This is a genomic window from Streptococcus mitis (genome assembly GCF_001281025.1).
GTDB lineage: Bacteria > Bacillota > Bacilli > Lactobacillales > Streptococcaceae > Streptococcus > Streptococcus mitis_AK.
Genome location: NZ_CP012646.1, coordinates 622,080 through 638,962 on the forward strand (window position 1 = coordinate 622,080; position 16,883 = coordinate 638,962).

Genomic DNA, 16,883 nt, shown 5'->3' on the forward strand with positions numbered 1-16,883 from the left:
AGAAGACAAGTGCTTCCCTGTAAGCAAAATTTGAGTAAGTGATGAGAAAATATATGAAAAATTATCAAGAATGGTATGACTACATTGCTGCTAACATTGAAAATAGGCCCTTTCTTCTGAGCTTGTTAAGAACTTTCAATCGCTTTATGACGGTAGTTATGCCTATAATTTATCTAACCTTGTTAGCAACTGTCTATCTCCAACAAGGACTTGAGAAACAGGTCTGGATCTATGTGTTTGTCCCTGCATCAGGCTTTGTTATTTTGTCCCTTCTTCGTAAGAAAATCAATACTCCTAGGCCTTATGAGGAATGGGATATTAAACCCTTGCTTGACAGAGATAGTCCTGGTCAGTCTATGCCCAGCCGTCATGTCTTTTCAGCAACCATTATCTCCATGGCTTGCTTACATGCTAGTTTATCTGTAGGGGTTATCTTGTTGGTCTTGTCAGCCCTCCTCGGCCTTGTGCGAGTTCTAGGTGGCGTGCATTATCCCAAGGATGTAGTGGTTGGCTATATGTGTGCTCTTGTGTGGGGGGTGATTTTCTTTCTATGTTGACCTGTAAGTTAGGGTAGCCTTACAACCACTTACGGGTCTAAAGTAACCACTTGCTTTTTTGCTCTTGTTTTCTTATTTTAGCTTTGATATAGTAGAGTCAGAAAGGAGATGGAATGAAGTTACGAATCGAAATTGACAGCAATTTAGAGGAAACTGAAATTGTCATCAAGGCAGCGGCTTTGACAGATGAGATTGCGGATTTACAGCGGCTCTTGCAAGAATCCAAGTCTCCTCGGTTGATTTTTTATAAGGGAACAGGTGAATATTATCTGGATTTGTCGGAAATTCTCTTCTTTGAGACGGAAGGTAGCAAGATTTATGCCCATACCCAGAAAGATGCCTACGAAGTTCGGCTCAAACTCTATGAGTTAGAGTCGATCCTGCCTCGCTATTTTAGTCGAGTATCCAAGTCAACTATCGCAAATATCCGTCAGGTTTACTCGGTGGACAAGTCCTTTTCAGGAACGGGCACCATTTCCTTTTATCAGACCCATAAGGAGGTTCATGTCTCACGACATTACCAATCCCTCCTAAAAGAAAATCTAAGAAACATGAGGTAAGAACATGAAAAAGAAAGCATTTGGTATTGTGTTGCTAGTATTGGCAGCTTTAATATTATTACAAGGAAATTTTGGAATCCCTTCATTCGGTGGGCAAATTTGGCCCTTGCTTGGTATTGCATTTTTTGCCTATCAATCAGTTGGAGCTTTGTTGCGTCGTCACTTAACTTCAGCCTCTTTTACAGCTCTAGTAGCCTTAATGATTGCTAACCACTTTTATGGCATTTTACCAATTCCTAATCAGTCATTGTTCTGGGCAAGTATTTTAATCGTAATGGGTGTCAGCGCACTCACTCATTCTAACAGAACTTGGAATGGGAAAAAATGGTGGTATGATGGTAAAAAGACCATTCTTACAGATAAGGAAGTTGCTTTTGGGACTGGGACTTTCTACAAGCAAAATCAAGAATTGGTAGACGACCAAGTAGAAGTTGGTTTTGGAAATGCCAAAATCTATTATGACAATGCAGAGATTTTAGGAGATAGCGCAACTCTGAAAGTGGAAGTCGGTTTTGGGAATGCAGTTATCTATGTTCCTAAACATTGGGGAGTTGATTTAAAGGTAGAAACTTTCTGTGGCGTAGCCAAGGCAGATACTCCTCTAGCGCCAACCAGCAAAACCTTGATTATCCGTGGAGATGTGGCTTTTGGGAAATTAGGAGTTGTTTACGTTAAATAAAAAAATCTTTCAATCCCCTTGCCAAAACAGAGAAAGTGTGATAACATAGTACAGTATGTGGTGCTAGCACATCCGCTATATTAGATCTAATAGGAGGAAAACACAAATGGCTAAAGTATGTTACTTTACAGGTCGTAAGACTGTATCAGGAAACAACCGTTCACACGCGATGAACCAAACAAAACGTGCCGTAAAACCAAACCTTCAAAAAGTTACTGTTCTTATCGATGGTAAACCTAAAAAAGTTTGGGCTTCAGCTCGTGCTTTGAAATCAGGTAAAGTTGAACGCGTTTAATAATAAAAGTAAGGAGACCTTAGGGTCTTTTTTCTTTTACTGCAGGTATAAAATCATTTGAAAAATAGAGTAAATATCCGCTGATACAGTATTCTGCTTTTACACTTGGGCTGAAATATGATAAAATAGAGTATCAACTAGTTGAGGTAAAAAGGATGACTGTAAAAATTAATACAAAAGATGGTCAAATCGAACTAACAGATGAAGTGATTGCAACCGTCGTAGGTGGAGCAGCAACTGAGATTTTTGGTGTGGTCGGTATGGCTAGTAAAAATGCCCTCAAAGATAATTTCCAAGCCCTTCTAGGTAAGGAAAATTATTCCAAAGGTGTCGTCGTGAAGGCAGCCGAAGATGGCAGTATTGCAGTTGATGTATATACCGTGTTGAGCTACGGAACAAAGATTAGCGAAGTGTCAAAAAACATTCAAGAGCGTGTTCGGTTTAGTTTGGAAAATCAACTTGGAATTACCGCTCAGACTGTAAATGTCTACATTCAAAATATCAAAGTTGTAGGAGAATAACCGTGTCAAAAATTACTACTAGCTTATTTCAAGAAATGGTGCAGGCTGCATCAACTCGTTTGAATAAGCAAGCTGAATATGTCAATTCATTAAACGTCTTTCCAGTTCCAGATGGAGATACTGGAACAAACATGGGAATGACCATTGAAAATGGAGCTAAAGAAGTTGCAGACAAGCCAGCTTCTACAGTTGGCGAGGTAGCGAGCATTCTTGCCAAAGGTCTTTTGATGGGTGCGCGTGGAAACTCAGGAGTTATTACGTCTCAGCTTTTCCGTGGATTTTCACAAGCCATCAAGGATAAAGACGAGTTAACAGGTCAAGACTTGGCCCTTGCCTTCCAATCAGGTGTGGAAGTTGCTTATAAGGCAGTTATGAAACCAGTTGAAGGAACGATTTTGACAGTTTCTCGCGGTGCTGCTATCGGTGCTAAGAAAAAAGCTGAGCAAACAGATGACGCTGTTGAAGTCATGCGCGCAGCCTTGGAAGGTGCTAAAACAGCACTAGCTAAAACGCCAGACATGCTTCCAGTATTGAAAGAAGTTGGCGTTGTGGATTCAGGTGGTCAAGGACTGGTCTTCATCTACGAAGGTTTCCTTTCAGCCCTTACTGGTGAATATATTGCATCTGAGGACTTTGTAGCGACTCCGGCTAACATGAGTGAAATGATTAATGCTGAACATCATAAGTCTGTAGCTGGTCACGTAGCGACTGAGGATATCACGTTTGGTTACTGTACTGAAATCATGGTAGCTCTTAAGCAAGGTCCAACCTATGCCAAAGATTTTGACTACGACGAATTCCGTAACTACTTGAATGAACTCGGGGACTCTCTCCTTGTTGTCAATGATGATGAAATCGTCAAAGTCCATGTCCATACAGAAGATCCAGGACTTGTTATGCAAGAAGGTCTCAAATATGGTAGCTTGGTCAAGGTGAAAGTTGACAATATGCGGAACCAACACGAAGCACAGGTTGAAAAAGAAGCTGCTCAAGTTAGCAAACCAGCTGAAGAAAAAGAATATGCTTTGATTGCTGTCGTTGCTGGTAAAGGTCTAGCAGATATCTTCCGTTCTCAAGGTGTGGATTATGTTATCGAAGGCGGTCAAACCATGAACCCTTCAACAGAAGACTTTATCAAGGCTGTTGAACAGGTCAACGCTCGTAACATCATCTTCCTGCCAAACAACAAAAACATCTTCATGGCAGCTCAATCTGCAGCAGAAGTTTTGGAGCAACCAGCAGTAGTGGTAGAGACTCGTACTCTTCCTCAAGGTTTGACAAGTCTTCTTGCCTTTGATCCAAGCAAGTCAATTGAAGAAAATCAAGAGCGTATGACTGCAGCCCTTAGAGATGTCGTTAGCGGAAGCGTCACAACAGCCGTTCGTGATACAACCATTGATGGTTTAGAAATCCATGAAAACGATAATCTTGGTATGGTTGATGGGAAAATTCTTGTGTCAAACCCTGACATGCACCAAACCTTGACAGAAACATTGAAACATATGTTGGATGAAGATAGTGAAATCGTAACCTTCTATGTCGGTGAAGACGGAAGCGAAGAACTTGCCAATGAAATTGCTCAAGAAATCGCAGAAGAGTTCGAAGATGTTGAAGTCGAGATTCATCAAGGTCAACAACCTGTTTACCCATACCTATTTAGTGTGGAATAAGATTAATGAAGAACTGAGAAATCAGTTCTTTTTTCTTTTTGAATAATGAAATCGGTATCTTTTTAATAAAAACAAAAATAACATTCATAAATAAACGTTAAAATAGAAAATTCAGAAAATTTCTTCTTTTGTCTTGAAAATTTTTGAAAAAATGGTATGATAGTAACAAGTTATTTTTAAGAGAAGAGAAAGGGGAACAATGGAGAAAATCAGTTTAGAATCTCCTAAGACGGGGTCGGACCTAGTTTTGGAAACACTTCGTGATTTAGGAATTGATACCATCTTTGGTTATCCTGGTGGTGCAGTCTTGCCTTTTTATGATGCGATATATAATTTTAAAGGCATTCGCCACATTCTGGGACGCCATGAGCAAGGCTGTCTGCATGAAGCTGAAGGTTATGCTAAATCAACTGGAAAGTTGGGTGTTGCCGTCGTCACTAGCGGACCGGGAGCAACAAATGCCATTACAGGAATTGCAGATGCCATGAGCGATAGCGTTCCCCTTTTGGTCTTTACAGGTCAGGTGGCGCGAGCGGGGATTGGGAAGGATGCCTTTCAAGAGGCAGACATCGTGGGAATTACCATGCCAATCACTAAGTACAATTATCAAGTTCGTGAGACAGCTGATATCCCTCGAATCATTACGGAAGCTGTCCATATCGCAACTACAGGTCGACCAGGGCCAGTTGTCATTGACCTACCTAAAGACGTATCTGCTTTAGAAACGGACTTCATCTATTCACCAGAAGTGAACCTACCAAGCTATCAACCGACTCTTGAGCCAAATGATATGCAAATCAAGAAAATCTTGAAGCAATTATCCAAGGCTAAAAAGCCAGTCTTGCTAGCTGGTGGTGGAATTAGTTATGCTGAAGCAGCTGCAGAATTAAATGAATTTGCAGAACGCTATCAAATTCCAGTGGTAACCAGTCTTTTGGGACAAGGAACGATTGCAACGAGTCATCCACTCTTCCTTGGAATGGGAGGCATGCACGGGTCATTCGCAGCTAATATTGCCATGACAGAAGCGGACTTTATGATTAGTATTGGTTGCCGTTTCGATGACCGCTTGACGGGGAATCCTAAGACCTTCGCTAAGAATGCTAAGGTTGCTCACATTGATATTGACCCAGCTGAGATTGGCAAGATTATCAGTGCGGATATTCCTGTAGTTGGAGACGCTAAGAAAGCCTTGCAAATGTTGCTGGCCGAACCAACAATTCATAATAATACTGAGAAATGGATTGAGAAAGTCACTAAAGACAAGAACCGTGTTCGTTCTTATGACAAGAAAGAGCGTGTGGTTCAACCACAAGCCGTTATTGAACGCATCGGTGAGTTGACGAATGGAGATGCCATTGTGGTAACAGACGTTGGTCAACACCAAATGTGGACAGCCCAGTATTATCCTTACCAAAATGAACGTCAGTTAGTGACTTCAGGTGGTTTGGGAACGATGGGATTTGGAATTCCAGCAGCAATCGGGGCTAAAATTGCTAACCCAGATAAGGAAGTAGTCTTGTTTGTTGGGGATGGCGGTTTCCAAATGACTAACCAGGAATTGGCTATTTTGAACATTTACAAGGTGCCAATCAAGGTGGTTATGCTGAATAACCACTCACTTGGAATGGTTCGCCAATGGCAGGAATCCTTCTATGAAGGTAGAACATCTGAGTCAGTCTTTGATACCCTTCCTGATTTCCAATTGATGGCACAAGCTTATGGCATTAAAAACTATAAGTTTGACAATCCTGAGACCTTGGCTCAAGACCTTGAAGTGATCACTGAGAATGTTCCTATGCTAATCGAGGTAGATATTTCTCGTAAGGAACAGGTGTTACCAATGGTACCAGCTGGTAAGAGTAATCATGAGATGTTGGGGGTGAAGTTCCATGCGTAGAATGTTAACAGCAAAACTACAGAATCGATCAGGAGTCCTCAATCGCTTTACCGGTGTCCTGTCTCGTCGTCAGGTTAATATCGAAAGTATCTCTGTTGGAGCAACAGAAGATCCGAATGTATCGCGTATCACCATTATTATTGATGTTGCTTCACATGATGAGGTGGAGCAAATTATCAAACAGCTCAATCGTCAGATTGATGTGATTCGCATTCGTGATATTACAGACAAGCCTCATTTGGAGCGCGAGGTAATTTTGGTTAAGATGTCAGCGCCAGCTGAGAAGCGAGCTGAGATTCTAGCGATTATTCAACCTTTCCGTGCAACAGTTGTAGATGTAGCACCAAGCTCGATTACCATTCAGATGACAGGAAATGCTGAAAAGAGTGAAGCTCTGTTGCGAGTTATTCGACCATACGGTATTCGCAATATTGCTCGAACTGGTGCAACTGGATTTACCCGCGATTAATACTCTTCGAAAATCTCTTCAAATCACGTCAGCTTTGCCTTGCCGTACTCAAGTACAGCCTGCGGCTAGCTTCCTAATTTGCTCTTTGATTTTCATTGAGTATAAAAATATTTTAAATTTGTTAAACCAGCCTAAAAGGCAATAAATAATAGAAAAGAGAGAAAAACTATGGCAGTTCAAATGGAATATGAAAAAGATGTTAAAGTAGCAGCACTTGACGGTAAAAAAATCGCCGTTATTGGTTATGGTTCGCAAGGACATGCGCATGCTCAAAACTTGCGTGATTCAGGTCGCGATGTCATCATCGGTGTACGTCCAGGTAAATCTTTTGACAAAGCAAAAGAAGATGGATTTGACACTTACACAGTAGCAGAAGCTACTAAATTGGCTGACGTTATCATGATTTTGGCACCAGACGAAATCCAACAAGAATTGTACGAAGCAGAAATCGCTCCAAACTTGGAAGCTGGAAATGCAGTTGGATTTGCTCATGGTTTCAATATCCACTTTGAGTTTATCAAAGTTCCTGCGGATGTAGATGTCTTTATGTGTGCTCCTAAAGGACCAGGACACTTGGTGCGTCGTACTTATGAAGAAGGATTTGGTGTTCCAGCTCTTTATGCAGTATACCAAGATGCAACAGGAAATGCGAAAAACATTGCTATGGACTGGTGTAAAGGTGTTGGAGCAGCCCGTGTAGGTCTTCTTGAAACAACTTACAAAGAAGAAACTGAAGAAGATTTGTTTGGTGAACAAGCTGTACTTTGTGGTGGTTTGACTGCCCTTATCGAAGCAGGTTTCGAAGTCTTGACAGAAGCAGGTTACGCTCCAGAATTGGCTTACTTTGAAGTTCTTCACGAAATGAAATTGATCGTTGACTTGATCTACGAAGGTGGATTCAAGAAAATGCGTCAATCTATTTCAAATACTGCTGAGTACGGTGACTATGTATCAGGTCCACGTGTGATTACTGAGCAAGTTAAAGAAAATATGAAAGCTGTCTTGGCAGACATCCAAAATGGTAAATTTGCAAATGACTTTGTAAATGACTATAAAGCTGGACGTCCAAAATTGACTGCTTACCGTGAACAAGCAGCTAACCTTGAAATTGAAAAAGTTGGTGCAGAATTGCGTAAAGCAATGCCATTTGTTGGTAAAAATGACGATGATGCATTCAAAATCTATAACTAATTGATAGAAATTAAGGTGAAGGCGAGTTGGGGGACTAACTCGCTTTTATAATCAATTCATCTCTCTTTTAAGAGGATGAATTGTGATAGTATGAAATAGTCTAGGAGAAAAAGATGTTAAGTTCAAAAGATATCATCAAGGCTCATAAGGTCTTGAATGGTGTGGTCGTTAATACACCGCTTGATTATGACCATTATTTATCGGAGAAGTATGGTGCTAAGATTTATTTGAAAAAAGAAAATGCACAACGTGTTCGTTCTTTTAAGATCCGTGGTGCCTATTATGCCATTTCCCAGCTCAGCAAGGAAGAACGTGAGCGTGGGGTAGTCTGTGCTTCTGCGGGAAATCATGCGCAGGGAGTTGCCTATACTTGTAATGAAATGAAGATTCCTGCTACTATCTTTATGCCCATTACTACTCCGCAACAAAAGATTGGTCAAGTTCGCTTTTTTGGTGGGGACTTCGTGACTATTAAATTAGTTGGAGATACCTTTGATGCCTCAGCCAAAGCAGCTCAAGAATTTACAGTTTCTGAAAATCGTACCTTTATTGATCCTTTTGATGATGCCCATGTTCAGGCAGGTCAAGGGACAGTTGCTTATGAGATTTTAGAAGAAGCTCGAAAAGAATCGATTGATTTTGATGCTGTCTTGGTTCCTGTTGGCGGCGGTGGTCTCATTGCTGGGGTTTCTACCTATATCAAGGAAACAAGTCCAGAGATTGAAGTCATTGGGGTAGAGGCTAATGGAGCGCGTTCTATGAAGGCTGCCTTTGAAGCTGGTGGACCTGTTAAGCTCAAAGAAATTGACAAATTTGCAGATGGGATTGCTGTACAAAAGGTAGGTCAGTTGACCTATGAAGCAACTCGTCAACATGTTCAAACCTTAGTAGGTGTCGATGAGGGATTGATTTCTGAAACCTTGATTGACCTCTACTCTAAGCAAGGGATTGTAGCTGAGCCTGCTGGAGCGGCTAGTATCGCTTCTTTAGAGGTTTTGGCTGAATATATCAAGGGGAAAACCATTTGTTGTATCATTTCTGGAGGAAATAATGATATCAACCGTATGCCGGAAATGGAAGAGCGTGCCTTGATTTATGATGGGATCAAGCATTACTTTGTGGTTAATTTTCCACAGCGTCCGGGGGCTTTGCGTGAGTTTGTAAATGATATCTTGGGGCCAAATGATGATATCACACGTTTTGAGTATATTAAGCGAGCTAGCAAGGGGACAGGCCCAGTATTGATTGGGATTGCCTTGGCAGATAAGCATGATTATGCAGGCTTGATTCGTCGAATGGAAGGTTTTGATCCAGCTTATATTAACTTAAATGGTAACGAAACGCTCTATAATATGCTTGTCTGAGGACTAATAAAAAAATATCATATTATTTGCACAATTGATGTATAGGTGCTATAATGAAGATGAAGAAAGGGGGCGATTCCTATGGACTTAGGAAATCGATTACGCTATTTCTATCATAACTCATTATAGTACCTATGTTTTTTGATTCAGTTTATAGTAAGGGAGTAAAATTACTTGTTATATGTAAGGAGTTTTTTGAAATCTACTATTTTATATATAGCTAATCTGAAATTTGGCTAAATATAATAGGGATTAGAAAAAATAATCAATACTAATGAGAAGCCTTATACTGAGTTAACTGAGAAGAGTGACGGGATACTCGTAAGATGAAGACCGTAGAAAAAATGAAACATAGAATACTACGGTTTCCTAGCTACTCGCCTTTTAATGGGTAGGAGAAATAAAAAGTAAACTTGATAAAGTAAATAAATAGTACAAGTTGACCAAATGATTGAATGCTGGTGCAGACATGAAAAAGTCTAAAAGGAGAAAAATACTCGTTAGAAATGGTTTAGAGCAGAAGATTATTTTGTCAAATTTTTTTGTTTTACAGTGGAATAAATAATATGAAATAAGATTAGAATATGTCTAGATTATCGAGAATCAGCATCTGTCAAATATGAATATTATCACATAAATAAGATTTAATAATACAGTTGTTTTAAAGAACTATAAAAATTGTTTTCGACAATGAAAAACCTATATATTATAAGCTTTAATAAGATAGCAAGTAAAAATAAGGGCGTTTATTTTATTGAATATATGTTTTTTTATTGACAAAAAGCATAAAAGCGTATACAATTAAATATCGTAAATAAGAAAATAGGAGAAAGACATGGCTAAGTCAAACTTTGAAAAAGTAGAATCAGTTGTTGGCTGGGTTCGTGATAAGAAAATCACAGGCTACCGTATCTCTAAAGAAACGAATGCGCGTGAAATGTCTATCATTGCTCTAGCGCAGGGGCGTGCAAAAGTAAAAAATATTTCGTTTGAAACGGCTCTAGGTTTAATTGATTTCTATGAAAAAAATCATGAAAAATTTGAAGATTAATCTTTGGATAATGGCGGATTCTTGAATAGGGTCTGCCTTTTCATTTTTTGGCTAGTAAAAAGACTGCACGGTTGATGCAGCCTTTTCTTTTTATTTGAGATAGCGTTGAAGGAATTCTTTTGTACGGTCTTCTTTAGGATTGGTGAAGAGGTCTTCTGGTTTGCCTTCTTCAGCAATCACACCCTTATCCATAAAGATAACACGGTGAGAGACGTCACGGGCGAATTCCATTTCGTGGGTTACGACAATCATAGTCAAGCCTTCCTGAGCCAGATCTTGCATGATTTTGAGGACTTCTCCAACCATTTCTGGATCGAGAGCTGATGTTGGTTCATCAAAGAGAATGGCGTCCGGATTCATTGAAAGGGCACGAGCGATGGCTACACGTTGTTTTTGACCACCTGAGAGTTGTTTTGGTTTGGCTTGCCAGTAGCGTTCTCCCATGCCGACCTTTTCTAGGTTTTCTTTGGCAATCTTTTCAGCTTCTGTACGTTCGCGTTTAAGGACAGTTGTCTGAGCGACAATTGTGTTTTCAAGTACGTTAAGATTTTCAAAGAGGTTAAAGGATTGGAACACCATCCCCAACTTTTCACGGTATTGCGTGAGGTCATAGCCTTTTTCGAGGACGTTTTGTCCATGATAAAGGATTTGTCCATCAGTTGGCGTTTCAAGGAGGTTAATGGAGCGTAGGAAGGTTGATTTTCCGCTTCCAGAGCTTCCGATGATAGAGATAACTTCTCCCTTGTGGACAGTGAGAGAAATGTCTTTTAGCACTTCGTTTTGTCCATAGGATTTTTTGAGGTGTTTAATTTCAAGGATTGCTTGTGGCATTATTTCAAATCCTCCGTTTGCATTTGGTTAGCACCTGTAGTATAGGTATCCATGTCCATGCGGCGTTCGATGAAGCGTAGGATACGTGTTACGGTGAAGGTGAGGACAAAGTAAATCACGGCGATGATTGTAAATGTCTGGAAGTATTGATAGGTTTGTGTTGCCACGGTATTTCCTGAGAAATAAAGTTCGACAACAGAGATAACGTTCAATACAGATGTATCTTTGATATTGATGACAAATTCATTACCAGTTGCTGGTAGGATGTTACGGACTACCTGAGGTAGAACAATCTTACGCATGGTTTGGTTATGAGTCATACCAAGAGCAGTTGCGGCTTCAAATTGTCCCTTGTCAACTGCTAGGATACCACCACGAACAATTTCAGTCATGTAGGCACCGGTGTTGATCGAAACGATGAAGATAGCAGCCAGTGTACGGTCAAGGTTGATACCGAAAGCTTGGGCAGTTCCATAGTAGATAACCATCGATTGAACGATCATTGGTGTACCACGGAAAATTTCGATATAGACATTGAGGATCCAGCTGACTAGTTTTTGTAGGCCATAAATGGCTTTATTCTCAGATAGAGGAGCAGTACGGAAAACACCAATGGCAAGGCCGATAATGAGACCTATGATAGTTCCGACGATAGAGATTAAAAGAGTGACACCAGCACCACGCAAAAGTTGTTGCCAGTTTTCAGAAAGAATTTTAGCGACTTGGCTAAAGAAACTACTGCTAGTCTCTTCAGTTGTTGTAGCTTCGGCAGGTTGTTCCTTGATCATACGATCCATCAAGGCAACTTGATCGTCTTTTGAAATGGTTTCAATGCTGGCATTGATTTGGCTAATACGATTGTCATCTTTACGAAGTCCAATGGCAATAGCTGTATCTTCTTCTCCAGTTTTAAAACCTGGTTCTACTTGAACCATTTTAAACTTAGAGTTAGCAGCTTCGGCAGTCAGAGCTTCTGGGCGTTCAGAAACATAAGCATCGATGACACCGGCCTCAAGAGCTTGGCGCATTTGAGCGAAGTCTCCCATGGCTGTTTCTTTTTTAGCACCTGGGATTTGTGCAATCAAGTCATAAAGGTAGACACCTTGTTGAGAAGTGATTTTCGCACTGTTAAAGTCATCCAAAGATTTAGCACTTGCGTAGGCAGAATCTTTTTTGACTAGTAGAACTGGTTCACTAGTGTAGTAACTGCTTGAAAAGGCAATTTCTTGTTTGCGTTCTGCAGTTGGACTCATACCTGCGATAATCATGTCAATCTTACCAGAAGTAAGGGCAGGGACTAGACCTTCCCACTTGGTTTTAACAACTAAAGGTTCTTTACCTAAGTCCTTAGCGATTTTCTTGGCGATTTGAACATCGTATCCGTTAGCATACTGGTTAGTCCCATCGATTTTGACAGCTCCATTGCTATCATCGTCCTGAGTCCAGTTAAAGGGAGCATATGCTGCTTCCATCCCGATGCGTAAATATTCATCGGCTTGGGCAACATTGACAAGTCCCAGCATCAGCAAGAGACTTGTGAAAATAGATAAGTATATTTTTCTCATGATTTCTCCTATTTCTAATCTATTAAAAAATAACTGTCTCCTATTTTATCGAAAAAAACTCTATTTTTCAATATAGGTAAGCCCTTACTTGAGAAAAAATGATATAATGATAGCAAAGATAAAAAGGGGGCTTAGTTGATGAAAAAAACTTTTTTCTTACTGGTGTTAGGCTTGTTTTGTCTTCTGCCATTCTCTGTTTTTGCCATTGATTTCAAGATAAACTCTTATCAAGGTGATTTGTATATTCATGCAGACAATACAGCAGAATTTAGACAGAAGATAGTTTACCAGTTTGAGGAGGACTTTAAGGGTCAAATCGTGGGACTTGGACGTGCAGGCAAGATGCCTAGTGGATTTGACATTGATCCTCATCCAAAGGTTCAGGCTGCGAAAAATGGTGCTGAACTAGCAGACGTTACTAGCGAAGTGATAGAAGGAGCAGATGGTTATACTGTTAAAGTCTATAATCCAGGCCAGGAAGGCGACACAGTTGAAATTGACCTTATCTGGAACTTAAAGAATTTGCTTTTCCTTTATGATGATATCGCTGAATTAAATTGGCAACCTCTGACAGATAGTTCAGGGGCTATTGGGAAGTTTGAATTTCATGTAAGGGGAGACAAGGGGGCTGAAAAACTCTTTTTCCATACAGGGAAACTTTTTAGAGAGGGAACGGTTGAAAAGAGTAACCTTGATTATACTATCCGTTTAGACAATCTTCCGGCTAAACGTGGAGTTGAGTTACATGCCTATTGGCCTCGGACCGATTTTGCTAGCGCTAGGGATCAGGGATTGAAAGGGAATCGTTTAGAAGAGTTTAATAAGATAGAAGACTCGATTTTTAAAGAAAAAGAGCAAAGTAAACAACTCGTTAATTGGGTCTTCCCTTCGATACTTTCTATCTCCTTGTTATTGAGTATTTGCTTTTATTTTATTTATAGAAGAAAGACCACTCCTTCGGTCAAATATGCCAAAAATCATCGTATCTATGAACCACCAATGGAATTAGAGCCTATGGTTTTATCAGAGGCAGTCTACTCGACCTCCTTGGAGGAAGTGAGTCCCTTGGTCAAGGGAGCTGGAAAATTCACCTTTGACCAACTTATTCAAGCTACCTTGCTAGATGTGATAGACCGTGGGAATGTCTCTATCATTTCAGAAGGAGATGCAGTTGGTTTGAGGCTAGTAAAAGAAGATGGTTTGTCAAGTTTTGAGAAAGACTGCCTAAATCTGGCCTTTTCAGGCAAAAAAGAAGAGATTCTTTCCAATTTGTTTGCGGATTACAAGGTATCTGATAGTCTTTATCGTAGAGCAAAAGTCTCTGATGAAAAACGGATTCAAGCAAAGGGGCGTCAGCTCAAATCTTCTTTTGAAGAAGTATTGAACCAGATGCAAGAAGGAGTGAGAAATCGGGTTACCTTCTGGGGGCTTCCGAATTACTATCGTCCTTTGACTGGTGGGGAAAAGGCCTTGCAAGTGGGTATGGGGGTCTTGACTATCTTGCCCCTATTTATTGGATTTGGTTTGTTCTTGTACAGTTTGGATGTTTATGGCTATCTTTACATTCCCTTGCCAATACTTGGTTTTCTAGGTTTGGTTTTGGCTGTTTTCTATTATTGGAAGCTTCGACTAGATAATCGTGATGGTGTCCTAAATGAAGCAGGAGCAGAAGTATACTATCTCTGGACCAGTTTTGAAAATATGTTGCGTGAGATTGCACGATTGGATCAGGCTGAATTGGAAAGTATTGTGGTCTGGAATCGCCTCTTGGTCTATGCAACCTTATTTGGCTATGCGGACAAGGTCAGCCATTTGATGAAGGTTCATCATATCCAAGTGGAAAATCCAGATATCAATCTATATGTAGCTTATGGTTGGCATAGTATGTTTTATCATTCAAGCGCGCAAATGAGCCATTATGCCAGTGTCGCAAATACAGCAAGTACCTACTCCGTATCTTCTGGAAGTGGAAGTTCTGGCGGAGGCTTCTCTGGAGGCGGAGGCGGTGGCAGTATCGGCGCCTTTTAAAGAGAGCTATCACTGGCTGAAAAAATATGCTATAATGGAAGATAGAAAAAGGAGTAATCTATGTATCTTATTGAAATTTTAAAATCTATCTTCTTTGGGATTGTTGAAGGAATTACGGAATGGCTGCCGATTTCCAGTACAGGTCACTTGATTTTAGCAGAGGAATTTATCCAATACCAAAATCAAAATGAAGTCTTTATGTCCATGTTTAATGTCGTGATTCAGCTTGGTGCGATTTTGGCGGTTATGGTGATTTACTTTAATAAGCTCAATCCCTTTAAACCGGGTAAAGACAAGCAGGAAGTTCGTAAGACTTGGAGACTGTGGTTGAAGGTCTTGGTTGCCACTTTGCCTTTACTTGCCGTCTTTAAATTTGATGATTGGTTTGATACTCACTTCCATAATATGGTTTCAGTTGCTCTCATGTTGATTATCTATGGGATTGCCTTTATCTATTTGGAAAAGCGCAATAAAGCGCGTGCTATAGAGCCAAGTGTGACAGAGTTGGACAAGCTTCCTTATACGACAGCTTTCTATATCGGACTCTTCCAAGTTCTTGCCCTTTTACCAGGGACAAGCCGTTCTGGAGCAACGATTGTCGGTGGTTTGTTGAATGGAACTAGTCGTTCTGTTGTGACAGAATTTACCTTCTATCTTGGAATTCCTGTTATGTTTGGAGCCAGTGCCTTAAAGATTTTCAAATTTATAAAAGCAGGACAGCTCTTGAGTTTTGGGCAATTGTTTTTGCTCTTGGTCGCTATGGGAGTAGCTTTTGCAGTTAGCATGGTGGCTATTCGCTTCTTGACAAGCTATGTAAAAAAACACGACTTTACCCTTTTTGGTAAATACCGCATCGTACTTGGTAGCATCTTATTGCTTTATAGCTTTGTCCGTTTATTTGTATAAGAAAAACCTTGAAGGGGCAACTCTTCAAGGTTTTAAAATCCAGTCACGGTAATTCCCAACAGACGGACACCTCTTTCTTTCTCGCTTAACTCTTCATAGAGTTGCAGGGCTATTTGGCTTATCTGGCTAGCATCCTGTGTTTTTTGGGTCAGACTTTTTCGTTTAGTAAGAGTTGAAAAGTCCTCGTAGCGGATTTTCAAAATGACAATTTTTCCAGCTTTTTCTTGTTGACTGAGATTGAGAGCGACTCTTTCTGATAGGAGAGTCAGCTCTTTTTTGATGTCTTCTTCGGCACGGAGAATCTTTCCATAGGTTTTTTCCTTGCCGATTGATTTACGAATACGATTGGATTTGACGGGGGAATTGTGGATACCTCGAGCCTTTCGATAAAGGTCATAGCCCAGTCTTCCAAAACGGTCTATTAGGGTCACTTCAGGAACTTCAAGTAGATCAGCGCCGGTAAAAACACCCATTTGATGAAGTCTTTCCACTGTCTTTTTTCCTACTCCATGAAACTTGGAAATATCCATTTGTTTTAGAAAGTCCTCAGCCTGGTCAGGTAGAATCACTGTCAGACCATGTGGTTTTTGATAATCACTAGCCATTTTAGCTAAGAATTTATTGTAAGAAACGCCAGCAGAAGCAGTTAGATGGAGTTCTTGCCAGATATCCTCTTGAATGAGGCTAGCGATTTTGACTGCTGACTTGATACCGAGTTTATTTTCTGTTACATCCAAATAGGCTTCGTCAATACTCATAGGTTCAATCAAATCTGTATAGCGCTTAAAAATATCTCGAATCTGGAGTCCCACAGCTTTGTATTTCTCATAATTCCCTGAGATAAAGACAGCCTGAGGACAACGTTCATAGGCTTCCTTGGAACTCATGGCAGAATGGACACCAAAAGCTCGTGCCTCATAGCTACAAGTGGAAACGACACCACGCCCACCTGTTTGCCGAGGGTCACTGCCGATAATGACAGGTTTTCCTCTGAGTTTAGGATTATCCCTGATTTCTACCGCAGCAAAAAAGGCGTCCATGTCAATATGGATGATTTTTCTTGACAAATCATTTAACAAAGGAAAAATCAACATACCTAGCACCTTTTTACTACTTATTTTCTTTTATTATACCCTTTTTTCTGAAAAAAAGAAAAAAGGACTTTATTTTTTCAAAAATATAATACAGTTTGGGGCAAAATATAGACTGTTTTAGAAAAGAAAGTGTAAAAACAGGGATTTTTCGCTTGTTGAAATCGGTTACTGTATGGTATACTTGTCTCATGAATGTAACAGA

At 40.2% G+C, this 16,883-nt stretch carries 16 protein-coding genes; 13 read left to right on the forward strand and 3 right to left on the reverse strand.

Annotated elements, in window-relative coordinates; all coding sequences use genetic code 11:
• The first annotated feature begins 53 nt into the window (after positions 1–53).
• The 11 genes from RN80_RS03250 (at position 54) to RN80_RS03300 (ending at position 10,257) form a co-directional block, all read left to right on the forward strand.
• Positions 54–557 (forward strand): phosphatase PAP2 family protein, encoded by a 504-nt coding sequence (locus tag RN80_RS03250; RefSeq protein ID WP_060627471.1) that lies wholly within the window; start codon positions 54–56, stop codon positions 555–557.
• Between the two features lie 113 nt (positions 558–670).
• On the forward strand, positions 671–1,117 hold the full coding sequence (locus tag RN80_RS03255; protein WP_000776607.1) for a LytTR family DNA-binding domain-containing protein: 447 nt from the start codon (positions 671–673) through the stop codon (positions 1,115–1,117).
• 4 nt (positions 1,118–1,121) lie between these two features.
• Positions 1,122–1,796, forward strand: coding sequence for a LiaF transmembrane domain-containing protein (locus RN80_RS03260; RefSeq protein WP_060627473.1), 675 nt, complete (start codon positions 1,122–1,124; stop codon positions 1,794–1,796).
• A gap of 106 nt (positions 1,797–1,902) precedes the next feature.
• A complete protein-coding gene (gene rpmB / locus RN80_RS03265) occupies positions 1,903–2,091 on the forward strand; it encodes a 50S ribosomal protein L28 (RefSeq protein WP_001140948.1) in 189 nt (62 codons plus the stop codon).
• A gap of 155 nt (positions 2,092–2,246) precedes the next feature.
• A complete protein-coding gene (locus tag RN80_RS03270; RefSeq protein ID WP_000216437.1) occupies positions 2,247–2,612 on the forward strand; it encodes an Asp23/Gls24 family envelope stress response protein in 366 nt (121 codons plus the stop codon).
• 2 nt (positions 2,613–2,614) lie between these two features.
• Positions 2,615–4,282, forward strand: coding sequence for a DAK2 domain-containing protein (locus tag RN80_RS03275; RefSeq protein ID WP_060627476.1), 1,668 nt, complete (start codon positions 2,615–2,617; stop codon positions 4,280–4,282).
• Positions 4,283–4,481: 199 nt separating this feature from the next.
• Positions 4,482–6,182: an acetolactate synthase large subunit gene (locus tag RN80_RS03280; RefSeq protein WP_060627477.1), complete on the forward strand. Its 1,701-nt coding sequence runs from the start codon at positions 4,482–4,484 to the stop codon at positions 6,180–6,182.
• Positions 6,175–6,651, forward strand: coding sequence for an acetolactate synthase small subunit (ilvN, locus tag RN80_RS03285; protein ID WP_001253803.1), 477 nt, complete (start codon positions 6,175–6,177; stop codon positions 6,649–6,651). Before RN80_RS03280 ends, ilvN begins: the two co-directional genes overlap by 8 nt.
• Before the next feature lie 168 nt (positions 6,652–6,819).
• Positions 6,820–7,842: a ketol-acid reductoisomerase gene (ilvC, locus tag RN80_RS03290; RefSeq protein WP_000290683.1), complete on the forward strand. Its 1,023-nt coding sequence runs from the start codon at positions 6,820–6,822 to the stop codon at positions 7,840–7,842.
• A gap of 113 nt (positions 7,843–7,955) precedes the next feature.
• Complete coding sequence (ilvA, locus tag RN80_RS03295) at positions 7,956–9,206, forward strand: threonine ammonia-lyase IlvA (RefSeq protein WP_000952975.1); 1,251 nt, start codon at positions 7,956–7,958, stop codon at positions 9,204–9,206.
• 835 nt (positions 9,207–10,041) lie between these two features.
• The gene (locus RN80_RS03300) at positions 10,042–10,257 is read left to right on the forward strand and encodes a capsule biosynthesis transcriptional regulator (RefSeq protein ID WP_001130036.1); all 216 of its coding nucleotides are present in this window, start codon (positions 10,042–10,044) and stop codon (positions 10,255–10,257) included.
• A gap of 90 nt (positions 10,258–10,347) precedes the next feature.
• On the opposite strand, the gene RN80_RS03305 is transcribed toward RN80_RS03300, so the two are convergent.
• Positions 10,348–11,088 carry an amino acid ABC transporter ATP-binding protein gene (locus tag RN80_RS03305; protein ID WP_049542555.1) on the reverse strand — a complete coding sequence of 247 codons (741 nt, stop codon included), beginning with the start codon at positions 11,086–11,088 and terminating at the stop codon, positions 10,348–10,350.
• Positions 11,088–12,653, reverse strand: a complete 1,566-nt coding sequence (locus RN80_RS03310; RefSeq protein WP_060627479.1) for an ABC transporter substrate-binding protein/permease — start codon at positions 12,651–12,653, stop codon at positions 11,088–11,090. The genes RN80_RS03305 and RN80_RS03310 overlap by 1 nt, the downstream gene beginning before the upstream one ends.
• A 138-nt stretch (positions 12,654–12,791) precedes the next feature.
• Between RN80_RS03310 and RN80_RS03315 the strand changes: the two genes are divergently transcribed.
• Together RN80_RS03315 and RN80_RS03320 are read left to right on the forward strand one after the other, a co-directional pair.
• Positions 12,792–14,681, forward strand: coding sequence for a DUF2207 domain-containing protein (locus RN80_RS03315; protein WP_060627481.1), 1,890 nt, complete (start codon positions 12,792–12,794; stop codon positions 14,679–14,681).
• A 60-nt stretch (positions 14,682–14,741) separates the two neighbouring features.
• A complete protein-coding gene (locus tag RN80_RS03320; protein ID WP_060627483.1) occupies positions 14,742–15,587 on the forward strand; it encodes an undecaprenyl-diphosphate phosphatase in 846 nt (281 codons plus the stop codon).
• A gap of 32 nt (positions 15,588–15,619) precedes the next feature.
• Here RN80_RS03320 and dinB read toward each other — a convergent pair whose 3' ends face one another.
• A complete protein-coding gene (gene dinB / locus RN80_RS03325) occupies positions 15,620–16,681 on the reverse strand; it encodes a DNA polymerase IV (RefSeq protein WP_060627485.1) in 1,062 nt (353 codons plus the stop codon).
• Between the last annotated feature and the right edge of the window lie 202 nt (positions 16,682–16,883).

What these genes read in the sequence shown, in the direction of transcription:
- RN80_RS03250 (WP_060627471.1), top strand. Translation starts at nt 54, where the DNA reads ATGAAAAATTATCAAGAATGGTATGACTACATTGCTGCTAACATTGAA.
- RN80_RS03255 (WP_000776607.1), top strand. Translation starts at nt 671, where the DNA reads ATGAAGTTACGAATCGAAATTGACAGCAATTTAGAGGAAACTGAAATT.
- RN80_RS03260 (WP_060627473.1), top strand. Translation starts at nt 1,122, where the DNA reads ATGAAAAAGAAAGCATTTGGTATTGTGTTGCTAGTATTGGCAGCTTTA.
- rpmB (WP_001140948.1), top strand. Translation starts at nt 1,903, where the DNA reads ATGGCTAAAGTATGTTACTTTACAGGTCGTAAGACTGTATCAGGAAAC.
- RN80_RS03270 (WP_000216437.1), top strand. Translation starts at nt 2,247, where the DNA reads ATGACTGTAAAAATTAATACAAAAGATGGTCAAATCGAACTAACAGAT.
- RN80_RS03280 (WP_060627477.1), top strand. Translation starts at nt 4,482, where the DNA reads ATGGAGAAAATCAGTTTAGAATCTCCTAAGACGGGGTCGGACCTAGTT.
- ilvN (WP_001253803.1), top strand. Translation starts at nt 6,175, where the DNA reads ATGCGTAGAATGTTAACAGCAAAACTACAGAATCGATCAGGAGTCCTC.
- ilvC (WP_000290683.1), top strand. Translation starts at nt 6,820, where the DNA reads ATGGCAGTTCAAATGGAATATGAAAAAGATGTTAAAGTAGCAGCACTT.
- ilvA (WP_000952975.1), top strand. Translation starts at nt 7,956, where the DNA reads ATGTTAAGTTCAAAAGATATCATCAAGGCTCATAAGGTCTTGAATGGT.
- RN80_RS03300 (WP_001130036.1), top strand. Translation starts at nt 10,042, where the DNA reads ATGGCTAAGTCAAACTTTGAAAAAGTAGAATCAGTTGTTGGCTGGGTT.
- RN80_RS03305 (WP_049542555.1), bottom strand. Translation starts at nt 11,088, where the DNA reads ATGCCACAAGCAATCCTTGAAATTAAACACCTCAAAAAATCCTATGGA.
- RN80_RS03310 (WP_060627479.1), bottom strand. Translation starts at nt 12,653, where the DNA reads ATGAGAAAAATATACTTATCTATTTTCACAAGTCTCTTGCTGATGCTG.
- RN80_RS03315 (WP_060627481.1), top strand. Translation starts at nt 12,792, where the DNA reads ATGAAAAAAACTTTTTTCTTACTGGTGTTAGGCTTGTTTTGTCTTCTG.
- RN80_RS03320 (WP_060627483.1), top strand. Translation starts at nt 14,742, where the DNA reads ATGTATCTTATTGAAATTTTAAAATCTATCTTCTTTGGGATTGTTGAA.
- dinB (WP_060627485.1), bottom strand. Translation starts at nt 16,681, where the DNA reads ATGTTGATTTTTCCTTTGTTAAATGATTTGTCAAGAAAAATCATCCAT.